Raw genomic sequence first — 12,409 nt, 5'->3', positions numbered from 1 at the left:
GGAGCGAGACGGATCCGCCCCGGAGGGGAGCGGCGGCGGCAACGGGGTGGTCGCCGGACGGTCTCGAGTCCGTCACTGTGCCTGGTGAGCCGCGCGCGCACGAAACCTACGGGATAGGTTGGAATAACATTTGAATTAATCGCGGGGGGAGTAGCGATGGGCCGTCCGAAGAGGGGAACGCTCCGCGACGTGCGGAGGGGTAACCGGTCAGTGCTCCTGTGGACGCTCTATTTCGCCAAAGAGCTGAGCAGGCTGGAGCTGGCCCAGGTCACGGGGCTGAGCCCGGCGACGGTGAGCAACGTGATCGGCGACCTCATCGCGGACGGCATCGTGGTGGAGGCAGGGGCCGTCGACTCCGACGGCGGGCGTCCGCGGATCATGCTCAGGGTCGACCCGTCGTATGGGAACGTTCTAGGTGTGGACGTCGGCGAGACGCGCGTCCGCGTCGAGCTGTTCGACCTGGCGATGACGCGGAAGGCCTCCAGGGAGTACGCCCTCGACCCCGGCCACCACGAGCCCGGCGTGGTCGTCCGCCACATCGTCGAGGGGCTGAAGACGGTCCTCGCCGACGCGGGGATCGACGAGTCCGACGTGCTCGGCATGGGCATCGGGGTGCCCGGCGTCGTCGAGCAGGGCCCCGATCTGCTGATTCACGCCAACGCGTTCGGCTGGGACGGCGTGCCGCTGCGGGCCTTGGTCCGCGAGAGCACCTCGATCCCGGTGTTCGTGGACAACGGCGCGAAGACCATGGGTCAGGCCGAGCTCTGGTTCGGAGCGGGCCAGGGCGCCAGGCACATGGTCATGACCCTCATCGGCTCGGGCATCGGAGCGAGCATCATCACCGACGGCGTGACCTATCGCGGCGTGGCCAGCAGCGCGGGGGAGTGGGGTCACACCACGATCGCCCTCGACGGGCGGCCGTGCCGCTGCGGGCACAAGGGGTGCCTGGAGGCGTATGTCGGCGCCGAGGCGATCCTGGCGCAGGCCGGCGCCGACCTGGCGACCGTGGACGAAGAGAGCGCTCTCGCGGCGCTGGTCGCGGACCCGGGGGCTCGTCCGGTGCTGGAGGAGGCCGTCCGCCATCTCGGGGCCGGGCTGGGCAACCTCATCAACCTGTTCAATCCCGAGCGGATCATCCTGGGCGGCTGGGCGGGGCATCTCCTCGGACGGGAGTTCCTGACCGAGATCCGGGAGGCCGCCGAGCGCAACTCCCTCCCGAGGCCCTTCTCCCAGGCGTCCATCCAGGTCGGCGCGCTCGGCCCGGAGGCGGTCGCCCTCGGCGCGGCCACCCTGGTCGTCGAGGACTTCCTCGTCTCGGGCCAGGACGGCCGCGCCGCCCGCCCGGCGGCCGGGCTGGCACACTCACTGACGTGACGCAAGCGATCCGGCAGACGACGACCCAGACGACAACCCGTGGTCTGCGCCGCCACAACCGGTCGATGGTGCTCTCGCATCTCTATGTCGAAGGTCCCGCGAGCAGGTTGGAGCTGGCCCGGGCCACCGGCCTGAGCGCGGCCACCATCAGCAACGTCGTGACCGATCTGCTGGACGACGGCCTCGTAGCGGAGGCCGGGTCCGTCGACTCCGGCGGCGGGCGTCCGCACAAGCTTCTCGCCATCCGCCCCGGCCTCGGCCACGTCGCCGGGGTCGACATCGGCGAGACCTGCGTCAAGGTCGGGCTCTTCGACGGAGCCCTGTCCACCGTGGCCACCGCGTCGTACGCCATCGGGTCCGAGGAGTTCGAGCCCGGACTGGTGGCGCGGCTGGTCATCGCCGGCGTGCGGGAGGTCTGCCAGCAGGTCGGGGTGGACCCGCACGGGCTGCTCGGCGTCGGAGTCGGCGTGCCGGGCGCGGTGGAACCCTCGCCGAGCAGCCTGGTCCACGCCCCGATCCTCGGCTGGTCCGACGTTCCCCTCGCCGAGACGCTGCGGCGGGAGATCCACGCGCCGCTCCACATCGACAACTGCGCGCGGACGTTGGGCCAGGCCGAGATGTGGCGGGGGGCGGGACGCGGATCCGGGCAGGCGGTCGTGGCCCTGCTCGGCGCGGGGCTCGGCGCCGCGCTGACCACAGGCTCCAACCCGTTCCACGGCGCCAGCAATATGGCCAGCGAGTGGGGGCACACCGTCATCGTGGTGCGGGGTCAGCCCTGCCGGTGCGGCTCGCGGGGGTGCCTGGAGGCGTACGTCGGGGCCGAGGCCATCCTGGCCGACTACCGGAGCCGCCGCTCCAGCACGCCGCTGGTCGCGACGGATCTGGAGGGCGGGCTGGCCGAACTCGTGGCGCGCTCTCGCGACGGCGGCGCGGCGCGGGACGCCCTCGACGACGCGGCGGAATACCTCGGCGTCGGCATCGCCAACCTCGTCAACGTGCTCAGCCCCGAGCGGGTGATCCTTTCCGGGTGGGCCGGCGCGCTGCTGGCCCCGGAGATCCTGCCCGCCGTACGGGACGCCGCGCGGCGGCACGCGCTGCCCCACGCCTACGCCAAGGTCAAGATCGAGCCCGGCCAGCTCGGCCGGGACGCGGTGGCTCTGGGGGCGGCCACGCTGCCGATCGCCGACTTCCTGGCCGCGGGCGGCAGCCCCCGCGCCATCTCCGCCTGCTGACGCCCCGCTTATTTTTCTTTCTGTATTAAGACTGGAAATGATCTGGTGAGATCGGTCGCGGACCGCTGTGTGGAGGCCGTGACCAGGAGGGCCGAGGCCCTGCGGGACAGGGTGCACCGGCGGATCGTCGAGCCCTCGATCGCGGAGGAGGCCAGGCTGGTCACCGGCGGCGTGCGCACGCCAATGAGCCGGTCACCGGCTGGCGGATCTCCAGGATCCGGCCGTGCACGAGCTCACGCTGCGCGGCCCGCTGTGGGCCAGCCGGTAACGCCGCAGGTCAGACCGCGTTCCTCGCGATGACCTCGCGGAACCACAGGGCGCTGTCCTTGGGCAGGCGCTCCTGGGTCGCGTAGTCGACGTGGACCAGGCCGAACCGCTTCTCGTAGCCGTAGGCCCATTCGAAGTTGTCCATCAGCGACCACGCCAGGTAGCCGCGGAGGTCGACTCCCTCCTGGATCGCCTGGTGGGCGGCGATCAGGTGGGTGCGCAGGTAGTCGATGCGGTCGTCGTCGGCCACCCGGCCGTTGTCGGCGAAGTCCGGGAACGACGCCCCGTTCTCCGTGATCAGCAACGGGGTCGACGGGTAATCCGCCGCGAGCCGTACGAGGAGGCGGCGCAGGCCGTCGGCCTCGATGGGCCACCCCATGCCGGTCACCGGCAGGGGCTGGTCGGGGAAGATGACCCCTTCCGAGCCGGGGAACTTGGCCGTCGCCGGGGCGCCGACCTTGGCCGCAACGTGGGTCGGGGCGTAGTAGTTGACGCCGAGGAAGTCGATCGGGGCCGCGATGACCGCGTCGTCTCCGTCGGAGATGTGGCCCAGGCCGGCGAAGCGGGCCACCAGCTCCAGCATGTCCGCCGGGTAGCGCCCGCGCAGGATCGGGTCGAGGAAGATCCGGTTGTGCAGGCCGTCCACGAGCTGGGCCGCGGCCACGTCGTGCTGGTCGGCCGCGTCGCGGGGGGTCACCGGGCTCAGGTTGACCGTGACGGACACCTCCTGCGCGCCCGCGGCGCGCAGCTCGTGGGCCGCCAGCCCGTGCCCGAGCAGCAGGTGGTGCACCGCGAGGAAGGCCGCCCCCGGATCCGTACGGCCCGGCGCGTGGTCGGCGCTGGAGTAGCCGAGGAACGAGGAGCACCACGGCTCGTTGAGCGTCGTCCACGTGCGGACGCGGTCGCCGAGACGCGCGTACACGGCGCTCGCGTAGTCGGCGAAGTGGTAGGCCACATCCCGGTTCGTCCAGCCGCCCCGGTCCTCCAGGATCTGCGGCAGGTCCCAGTGGTACAGCGTGGCCATGGGGTCGATGCCGGCGTTCAGGAGGGCGTCGACGAGCCGGTCGTAGAAGTCAAGGCCACGGGTGTTCACCGGCCCGGTGCCGTCCGGCTTGATCCGCGGCCAGGCCACCGAGAAGCGATAGGTGCCCACCCCCAGGTCTCGCATGAGCGCCACGTCGTCGGCATAGCGGTGATAGTGGTCACAGGCGACGTCACCGGTCTGCCCGAGATGGACACGGCCCGGGGTTCTCGCAAAGGTGTCCCAAATCGAGGGTGTCCGGCCGTCCTCGGAGGCCGCACCTTCGATCTGGTAGGACGCGGTCGCCACACCCCATCGGAAACCGGCCGGGAAAGCCAGCCCGGTCGCGGTGCGGTCGTCAGTCTGAGTCATCCCTTAACAGCTCCTTGCATGATTCCACGGATCAGTTGCTTGCCCAGCACCGCGAGCACGAGGATCAACGGCAGGGTCGCCAGTGCGGTGCCGGTCAGGGTCAGTGAGTAGTCGGTGAAGTAGCCGCTGGCGATGCTCGACAGCAGCACCTGCACGGTCGGGTTCTCCGGCGTGAGGACGACCAGCGGCCAGAAGAAGTCGTTCCACGCGTTCATGAAGGTGAGCATGCCGAGGACCGCCGCGGCGGGCCGGGCCACCGGCAGCACGACGTGCCAGAACAGCCTGATCGTGGTGGCGCCGTCGACGCGACCGGCCTCCAGGAGCTCCGTCGGCAGAGCCGCGGTGAGGTACTGCGTCATGAAGAACACGCCGAACGCGCTGACCAGGTTGGGCGCGATGACGGCGTACAAGCTGTCGATGAGCTCCAGCTTGGCCATCAGCATGTAGAGCGGGATGATGCCGAGCTGGGTCGGGACCATCATTGTGGCGATGACCGCGACGTACAGTCCCGGACGGCCGCGGAAGCGCAGCTTCGCGAAGGCGAACCCGGCGAGCGTGGAGAACAGCACGACGCTGAACGTGATCACCGAGGACACGATCAGCGAGTTCACCATGGCCAGGCCGAACGGCACCGTGTCGAACACCCGGCGGAGGTTCGCGATGAGCTGGTCGCCGGGGAAGAGCGGCGGGGGGACCCGGCCGAGGACGGAGTTGTCCCGCGAGGCGACGACCACGCTCCAGTACAGCGGGAACGCGGAGAAGAACACGAACGCGGTCAGGGTGAGGTAGGTGAGCGGGCCGGGCCGTAGGCGGCGAACGCGGCGGAGCCGGCTGAGACGGCTGCCCGCGGTCGAAGTCGGCGTGCGGGTGAGCGTGGCGGTCATCCTGCCCTCCGGATGCGTCGCGTGAGCAGGTAGTTGCCGATGGCGGCCAGCGCGATCACCAGGAACATCATCCAGGCGGTCGCGGAGGCGTAGCCGAAGTCGTATCGGCCGAACCCGACTTCGTACAGGTATAGCGACAGGGTCTGGAACTGCCGGTCGGAGCCGCCGGTGAGTGAGTTGCTTCCGGCTCCGAACAGCAGAGGCTCGGTGAAGACCTGCATCCCGCCGATCGTCGACACGATCACCGTGAAGATGATGGTCGGCCGGATCGCGGGAATGGTGATCTTGCGGAGGCGCTGCAGTGAGCTGGCGCCGTCGATGATGGCCGCCTCGTGCAGCGAATCGGGCACAGCCTGCATGGCGGCGAGGTAGATCAGCGCGTTGTAGCCGGTCCAGCGCCAGATGATCATTATCGAGATTGCGAGCTGCGAGGTCGCCGTGCCCGCGTGCCAGTCGATGTGGCCGCCGCCCGCCAGGCCGAGCACCCAGTTGATCAGGCCGAAGTCGCGCCCGAAGAGCTGACCGAAGATGATCGCGACGGCGGCGACGCTGGCGAGGTTGGGCAGCAGGAGGCCGGTGCGCCAGATGGTCTCGCCGCGCAGGCGGTTGTTGAGGATGTGCGCCAGCAGCAGCGCGAGCACCAACTGCGGCACCGTGGACAGCACCCAGATGGAGACCGTGTTGCCCAGGGCGTTCCAGAAGAACGAGTCGTGGAGCAGGTGTGTGTAGTTGTCGATGCCCACGAAGGTGTGCTGCTCCGACAGGAGGCTCCACTTGTGGAGCGAGACCCATGCCGTGTAGAGCAGCGGAAACACGCCGAGTGCGCCGAACACCAGGAAGAACGGGGAGATGTAGAGGTACGGCGACGCCTTCACATCGGCGCGGTACAGCCAGCTTTTCACGTCGAACTCCTTCAAGGGGGCAGGCCCCGGCATCGCCGGTGACGCGATGCCGAGGCCGTGATGCCGCAGGCTAGACGATCTGCTTGATCTCCGAGACCGCCTGCTGCCATGCCTGGTCGGGCGACTGCTTGCCCTGTTCGACGCGGGTGAGGCCGTTGATGATGGCGGTGTTGATGTCACCGGCCTTCGGGCCCAGGTACTGCGGCTTCATCGTCGCCACGGAGTCGGAGAAGATCTTGCCGACCGGGGCGTTGTTGAAGAACGGGCTCTTGAAGTCCGTGATGACCGGGTCCTTGTACAGCGTGAGGGTCGAGGGGAACAGGCCCGCGCCGCGGAAGACCTTGGCCTGCTGTTCGGGGCTGGTCAGCCACTTGGCCAGGGCGAAGGCCTCCTTCTGGTGCTTGCTCTGCTTGGGGATGGTCAGGAAGGAGCCGCCCCAGTTGCCGGTGCCGCCGGGGATCTTGGCGACGTCCCACTTGCCGGCGGAGTCCTTCGCCAGGTCCTGGATCTGGGCCAGCATCCACGCCGGGCAGGCGATGGTGGCGAAGCTGCCCTTCTGGAAGCCGGCGTTCCAGTCCGGCGACCAAGCGATGATCTTCGCGGAGAGCCCCGCGTTGATCGCCTCGATCGTCTTGTCGAACGCCCCCCGTACGGACGGGTTGCTCTCGACGACGACGTTGTCACTGGTGTCGTAGAGACCGACGTCCGCCTGGCCGAGGATCGCCCGGTACATCACGGTCGGGCCGTCGAAGAACGCCGCGCCGGGGACCTTCGCCGCGGCGAACTTCTTGCCGGTGGCGATGTAGCTGTCCCAGTCATTCCAGAGCGCGGAGACCTGGTCGCGGTCCGTGGGGAGGCCGGCCTTCTTGAACAGGTCGGTGCGGTAGCACATCGCCATGCCGCCGACGTCGGTGCCGAGCCCGATCTGCTTGCCGTCCTTGGAGACCGACGTCTGCCACTTCCATTCGGGCCACTGGGACTTGAGGTCGCCCGCGCCCAGGTCGAGCAGGTTGACGAACTTGTCGGGCTGGGCCTTGAACTGGCCGATCCAGCCTTCCTCGATCGCCTCGATGTCGGCCGAGCCCTGGTTCGTGGCGAGATGCGCCGCCAGGTTCTTGTGGTGGTCCTCGGCCTTGGTGACCCGGGCCACGATGTCGATATCGGGGTGGAGCTTCTCATACTCGGCGTAGAGAGGCTCGTAGCCGAACTCTCCGAACGTGCCGATCACGATCTTGGTCTTGCCCTGGCTTCCGCCGCCTCCGTTGCCGGAGCCGCCGCTCCCGCACGCCGCGAGCGCGGCGAGCATCGCGGTGACGGCCAGGGCGGCAGCGCCCAGTCGGTGCCCTCTGCGCATCAACTCCACCTTCCGTGGAAGTGTTGGGTGCCACCCCGGCGTGCCCAACTTTGATACTTATTTCGATTTGAGATTCAAGAGCCGAAGTCTGACCTGCGTCAAGGTTGCGTTACCGACTCGTTTCCCGGGGCTTCGCCTGTTGCGCGTCCTTTACAGACGTGTTACCACTGCATCGCCGCCATGTGCGTCGCCGGGCAGGGCCGTACGGGCGGAGATATACGGCGGGTTCGCCTGCGAGGCGGGACCGGTCGGCGCAGCCATGCGCTCTCCGGACCGAGGCCGTAACCGCTCCCCTGTGCCCCCCAACAAGGGAGACCCCCCATGCCATCACGGCTGGCCCTGGCCGGCGCCCTGCTTCTCGCGGGCGCCGGACTCGGCGTCGTCCAGGCCCCCGCGGCGCAGGCCGCGGGCGAGGCCGTCAACATCTGGCTGACCACCACGTCCGACTCCGGCGGCCGGGTCGTCACCCGCGGGTTGCAGCCGCAGACGCCCATCGCGTTCGCGGCGAGCAGCCCGGCGGGCAACCAGACGGTCACCGTCAACGAGAACACCACGTACCAGCAGTTCGAAGGGGGCGGCGCGTCGTTCACCGACACCGCCGCCTGGCTGATGAACAGCAGCGGCGCGCTCACCCCGACGGCACGCGACGCCGTCATGCGGAAGCTGTTCGACCCGGTCGACGGCATTGGACTGGCGTTCCTGCGCAACCCGATGGGCGCCTCGGACCTCGCCCGGTACAACTACTCCTACGACGACACGTGCTGCGACCTGGGCGACTTCTCGATCGCGCACGACCTCGCCGACGTGCTCCCGCTGACCAAGCAGGCGAAGGCGCTCAACACGAACCTGAAGGTCATGGCGGTGCCCTGGAGCGCCCCCGCCTGGATGAAGGACAACAACAGCTTCGTCAACCAGGGCTGGCTCAAGTCCGAGTACTACCCGATGTACGCGCAGTACTTCGTGAAGTACGTCCAGGCCTACCAGGCGCAAGGAGTCAAGACCGACTACGTGTCGGTGTCCAACGAGCCCAACTGCTGCGGCCCCGGCACGACCTACGCCTCCATGAACTGGAACGGCTCGGGCCTGGCCTACTTCATGAAGAACAACCTCTGGCCGGCCTTCCGCGACGCCGGCATCACGGCGAAGACCCTCGTCCTCGACTGGAACTGGGGCGACTACAACGACTTCGGCTCGGTGCCGCTGTCCGACTCCGCCATCCGGAGCGACCCGCTGTTCGGCGGGATCGCGTGGCACGGGTACGGCGGCGACGTGAACCTGCAGACCACCGTGCACAACCAGTACCCGTCGATCAACCACTACATGACCGAGCACTCCGGCGGCACGTGGATCGCCAACCAGCAGACGGAGGACATGCTCAACCTGGTCGACTACACCCGCAACTGGGACCGCAGCTGGGTCAAGTGGAGCCTCGCCGTGGACCAGAACTACGGCCCGCACGCCGGCGGCTGCGACAAGTGCACCGGCCTGATCACCGTGCACAACGGCGACGCGAGGCACGGCCAGGTCGACTACACGATCGAGTACTACACGATGGGCCACCTCACCAAGTTCGTGAAGCCCGGGGCGTACCGCATCGACTCCACGGCGAACTCCTCGGTGCCGAACGTCGCGTGGAAGAACCCCGACGGGAGCAAGGCCCTCATCGCGTACAACAACACCGGCGGCCCGCAGTCGGTCAAGGTGAACTGGGGCGGCCAGTCGTTCACCTACACACTGCCGACCAAGACGTCCGCGACCTTCACCTGGGCGGGGACGCAGTCCGGCGGCGGAGGCGGCGCCACGGCCATCACCGGCTACGGCGGCAAGTGCGTGGACGTGGCGGGCGCCGGCTCCGCCAACGGCACCCAGGTCCAGCTCTGGACGTGCAACGGCACGGCGGCCCAGCAGTGGACCGTCGGCGCCGACGGCACGATCCGCGCGCTCGGCAAGTGCCTCGACGTGGCCGGCGGGTCGAGCGCCAACGGGACCAAGGTGCAGATCTACGACTGCAACGGGACGGCGGCGCAGACCTGGACCGTCGGCGCCGACGGCACCATCCGGGCGCTCGGCAAGTGCCTGGACGCCACGGGTGTGAGCTCCGCGGACGGCACGCCCCTGCAGATCTGGGACTGCTCGGGCGGAGCCAACCAGAGGTGGACCGTCTAGAGCGCTCACCCGGCCCGGTGCGGTCCCGCCAGGGGCCGCACCGGGCTCACCGGACTCAGGGGGCTCGCTGGACTCACCGGGCTCAGGGTGCTTAGGGGGGTCGTGGAGGCCGATCGCGCCGTCCCGCCGGTGGCGAGCAGCTCGGCCACCGGCAGCGTCGCCGCGCCGAGCGCCACCGCGTCCTGGCCGAGCCGGCACATCTCGATCTTCGCCTGGGAGAACGGGCGCCGTAGCGCGTGCTCGCCCGCGGCGGCCCGGATCTCCGGCAGCCAGCGCGCCCCGAGGGCCAGCCCCGCCCAGCCCCCGAGGATGATCCGCTCGGGGTTGAACAGGTTGATCAGCGAGGCTATCCCCGCGCCCAGATACTCCACCGTCTCCGACAGGACGCGCCGCGCGGTCCGCGACTCGTCGGCGGCCGCCATCAGGGCTCCGATGGCCGACTCCTCGTCGGCGGCCTCCGCCGGACGGCCGCGGTTGGCCTCCCGGAACCGGTCGAGGACGCCTTCCGCGCCGACGTACGCCTCCAGGCACCCGCGGGCGCCGCACCGGCACAGCCGCCCGCCGAAGACGAGCGTCGTGTGGCCCCATTCGCCCGCGCTGCTCCGCGCGCCGCGATAGCTCATCCCGCCGGCGACGACGGCCGCCCCGACGCCCGAGCCGACCAGCGCGATCACCGCGTGCTGAGCGCCCCGGCCCGCGCCGAACCACATCTCGGCCTGGCCCAGGGTCTTGGCCCCGTTGTCGATGTGGATGGGCACTGAGGTGCCGGCGCGCAGCATGGCCCGGAGCGGCACGCCGTCCCATCCGAGCGTCTGCGCGTGGACGAGCCCGTCGTCACCCTGGTCGACCACGCCGGAGACGGCCATGCCGACGCCGAGCAGCGCCGACTCGGTGACGCCCGCCTGGCCGGTCACCGAGCCGATGCCGTCGAGCACGTGGCCGACGACCTCGGACGGATCCATCCTGCCCGGCTCGATCGGGCGGTCGGTCTTGGCCAGCGCGGTCATCGACAGGTCGAACAGCTCGACCTGGATGCGCGTCTCGCCGACATCGACGCCGATGACATGACCGTACGCCGGGGACACCCGGAGCAGCGTGCGCGGGCGGCCTCCGTCGGACTCGACCAGCCCGGCCTCCTCGACCAGCCCCTCCTCCAGCAGTTCGGCCACCAGAGTGCTCACGCTGGCCTGGGACAGCGCCGTCAACCGGGTCAGGTCGTGACGGCTCAGCGGCCCCTCCGAGTAGATCTTGGTGAGCACGACGGACCGGTTGGCCCGGCGCACGTCGCGGGCCGTCGCTCGCCTCATCGCCATGTGCCGCGCTCTCCGTCGTGTCCCCGCCAGCCTCTTGACCCATTGTGATCCATCACGGTTCAATTCATAGCATTAACTAAGTGGCGTAAAAGGGTCCGGGTCGACCATTCCTCGCTAGTCGCGGGTCCCTCCCTTACACCACTGGAGCGGCGTCCTCGCCAGGGGTGGAGCCTGCCCGCCCGGTCCTGGCGACGCTCCCGGCTTTCGCGCGCCCAGTGGCTCATCGCTCCGCTCACCCCCGAAAGGAGCCGGCACATGTCAATCAGCCTGCCCGGGATCCGCCGGCGCGGCCTCGCGCTCCTGGCGGCCGTCACGATCGTCTCGACGTACGGCACGCTGACCCCGGCGCCCGCTTCCGCCGCCACCGTCACCTTCTTCGACGACTTCACCGGGCCCGCCGGTAGCGCCGTCGACGGCGGCAAGTGGCAGCTGGAGACAGGCGACAACGTCAACAACCACGAGCGGCAGTACTACACCAACAGCACCAGGAACGCCTCCCTCGACGGCCAGGGCAACCTGGTGATCACCGCACGCCGGGAGAACCCCGCGGGTTACAACTGCTGGTACGGCAGCTGCCAGTACACCTCGGCCCGGCTGAACACGGCAGGCAGGTTCACACAGGCCTACGGCCGCTTCGAGGCCCGCATGAAGATCCCGCGCGGCCAGGGCATGTGGCCGGCCTTCTGGATGCTAGGCAGCAACATCGGCGACGTTCAGTGGCCGGACAGCGGCGAGATCGACATCATGGAGAACGTCGGCTTCGAGCCGAGCACGGTCCACGGCACCCTGCACGGCCCCGGCTACTTCGGCTCCGGAGGCATCGGCGCCCCCTACACCCTGCCGGGGGGTCAGAAGTTCGCCGACGGCTTCCACACCTTCGCCATCGACTGGTCGCCCAACACCATCACCTGGTCCGTGGACGGCGTCGCCTACCAGACCCGCACGCCCGCCGACCTGGGCGGCAGGACGTGGGTCTACAACCACCCGTTCTTCGTCATCCTCAACCTCGCCGTCGGCGGCTACTGGCCGGGCGACCCCGACGCCACCACCGTCTTCCCGCAGCAGCTCGTCGTCGACTACGTGCGCGTCACCGACACCGCCGGAGGTGGAGGCGGCGGCACCGCGAAGAAGATCACCGGCTACGGCGGGAAGTGCGTGGACGTCGCGGGCGCGAATTCCGTCAACGGCACCCAGGTCCAGCTCTGGACCTGTAACGGCACCGCCGCCCAGCAGTGGACCGTCGGCTCGGACGGCACCCTCCGGGCCCTGGGCAAGTGCATGGACGTGGCGGGAGCCAACAGCGCCAACGGGACGAAGGTCCAGCTCTACGACTGCAACGGCACGGCGGCGCAGAAGTGGACGGCCCCCGGCGACGGCACACTCCGCGCGCTCGGCAAGTGCCTGGACGCCACCAACGTGAGCTCGGCCGACGGCACGCCCCTGCAGATCTGGGACTGCTCCGGCGGCGCCAACCAGAAGTGGACGATCAACTAGCCGAGCACCGAAGCTGCCGCGGCGCCGTCA

9 protein-coding genes are annotated in these 12,409 nt (G+C 69.5%); 4 read left to right on the top strand and 5 right to left on the bottom strand.

The window, feature by feature from the left end; all coding sequences use genetic code 11:
• Positions 1–156 precede the first annotated feature (156 nt).
• Together N5079_RS11380 and N5079_RS11375 are read left to right on the top strand one after the other, a co-directional pair.
• Positions 157–1,374, top strand: coding sequence for an ROK family transcriptional regulator (locus tag N5079_RS11380; RefSeq protein ID WP_261583595.1), 1,218 nt, complete (start codon positions 157–159; stop codon positions 1,372–1,374).
• Entirely contained in the window at positions 1,371–2,606 is a 1,236-nt protein-coding gene (locus tag N5079_RS11375; RefSeq protein ID WP_261583594.1) for an ROK family transcriptional regulator, read from the top strand. Before N5079_RS11380 ends, N5079_RS11375 begins: the two co-directional genes overlap by 4 nt.
• 277 nt (positions 2,607–2,883) lie before the next feature.
• Here the strand turns inward: N5079_RS11375 and N5079_RS11370 are convergent, their stop codons facing one another.
• The 4 genes from N5079_RS11370 to N5079_RS11355 form a co-directional block, all read right to left on the bottom strand.
• Positions 2,884–4,266 carry a GH1 family beta-glucosidase gene (locus N5079_RS11370; RefSeq protein ID WP_261583593.1) on the bottom strand — a complete coding sequence of 461 codons (1,383 nt, stop codon included), beginning with the start codon at positions 4,264–4,266 and terminating at the stop codon, positions 2,884–2,886.
• A complete protein-coding gene (locus tag N5079_RS11365; RefSeq protein ID WP_261583592.1) occupies positions 4,263–5,150 on the bottom strand; it encodes a carbohydrate ABC transporter permease in 888 nt (295 codons plus the stop codon). The genes N5079_RS11370 and N5079_RS11365 overlap by 4 nt, the downstream gene beginning before the upstream one ends.
• Positions 5,147–6,052, bottom strand: a complete 906-nt coding sequence (locus tag N5079_RS11360) for a carbohydrate ABC transporter permease (RefSeq protein WP_261583591.1) — start codon at positions 6,050–6,052, stop codon at positions 5,147–5,149. The genes N5079_RS11365 and N5079_RS11360 overlap by 4 nt, the downstream gene beginning before the upstream one ends.
• A gap of 70 nt (positions 6,053–6,122) precedes the next feature.
• Positions 6,123–7,406 (bottom strand): extracellular solute-binding protein, encoded by a 1,284-nt coding sequence (locus tag N5079_RS11355; protein ID WP_261583590.1) that lies wholly within the window; start codon positions 7,404–7,406, stop codon positions 6,123–6,125.
• A 321-nt stretch (positions 7,407–7,727) separates the two neighbouring features.
• On the opposite strand from N5079_RS11355, the gene N5079_RS11350 reads away from it, so the two are divergent.
• Positions 7,728–9,572 carry a ricin-type beta-trefoil lectin domain protein gene (locus N5079_RS11350; protein WP_261583589.1) on the top strand — a complete coding sequence of 615 codons (1,845 nt, stop codon included), beginning with the start codon at positions 7,728–7,730 and terminating at the stop codon, positions 9,570–9,572.
• 5 nt (positions 9,573–9,577) lie between these two features.
• On the opposite strand, the gene N5079_RS11345 is transcribed toward N5079_RS11350, so the two are convergent.
• A complete protein-coding gene (locus tag N5079_RS11345; RefSeq protein WP_261583588.1) occupies positions 9,578–10,885 on the bottom strand; it encodes an ROK family protein in 1,308 nt (435 codons plus the stop codon).
• Positions 10,886–11,140: 255 nt separating this feature from the next.
• Between N5079_RS11345 and N5079_RS11340 the strand changes: the two genes are divergently transcribed.
• Complete coding sequence (locus N5079_RS11340; RefSeq protein WP_261583587.1) at positions 11,141–12,379, top strand: family 16 glycosylhydrolase; 1,239 nt, start codon at positions 11,141–11,143, stop codon at positions 12,377–12,379.
• The last annotated feature ends 30 nt before the right edge of the window (positions 12,380–12,409 follow it).

The sequence above is a fragment of the Planotetraspora sp. A-T 1434 genome, assembly GCF_025420585.1.
GTDB lineage: Bacteria > Actinomycetota > Actinomycetes > Streptosporangiales > Streptosporangiaceae > JAOEGB01.
Note: the sequence above shows the minus strand (reverse complement) of the source record. Positions and strands in the feature narration are given on the sequence as shown.

Coding starts and splice junctions, on each gene's coding strand:
- N5079_RS11380 (WP_261583595.1), top strand. CDS start 157: ATGGGCCGTCCGAAGAGGGGAACGCTCCGCGACGTGCGGAGGGGTAAC.
- N5079_RS11370 (WP_261583593.1), bottom strand. CDS start 4,266: ATGACTCAGACTGACGACCGCACCGCGACCGGGCTGGCTTTCCCGGCC.
- N5079_RS11365 (WP_261583592.1), bottom strand. CDS start 5,150: ATGACCGCCACGCTCACCCGCACGCCGACTTCGACCGCGGGCAGCCGT.
- N5079_RS11355 (WP_261583590.1), bottom strand. CDS start 7,406: ATGCGCAGAGGGCACCGACTGGGCGCTGCCGCCCTGGCCGTCACCGCG.
- N5079_RS11350 (WP_261583589.1), top strand. CDS start 7,728: ATGCCATCACGGCTGGCCCTGGCCGGCGCCCTGCTTCTCGCGGGCGCC.
- N5079_RS11345 (WP_261583588.1), bottom strand. CDS start 10,885: ATGGCGATGAGGCGAGCGACGGCCCGCGACGTGCGCCGGGCCAACCGG.
- N5079_RS11340 (WP_261583587.1), top strand. CDS start 11,141: ATGTCAATCAGCCTGCCCGGGATCCGCCGGCGCGGCCTCGCGCTCCTG.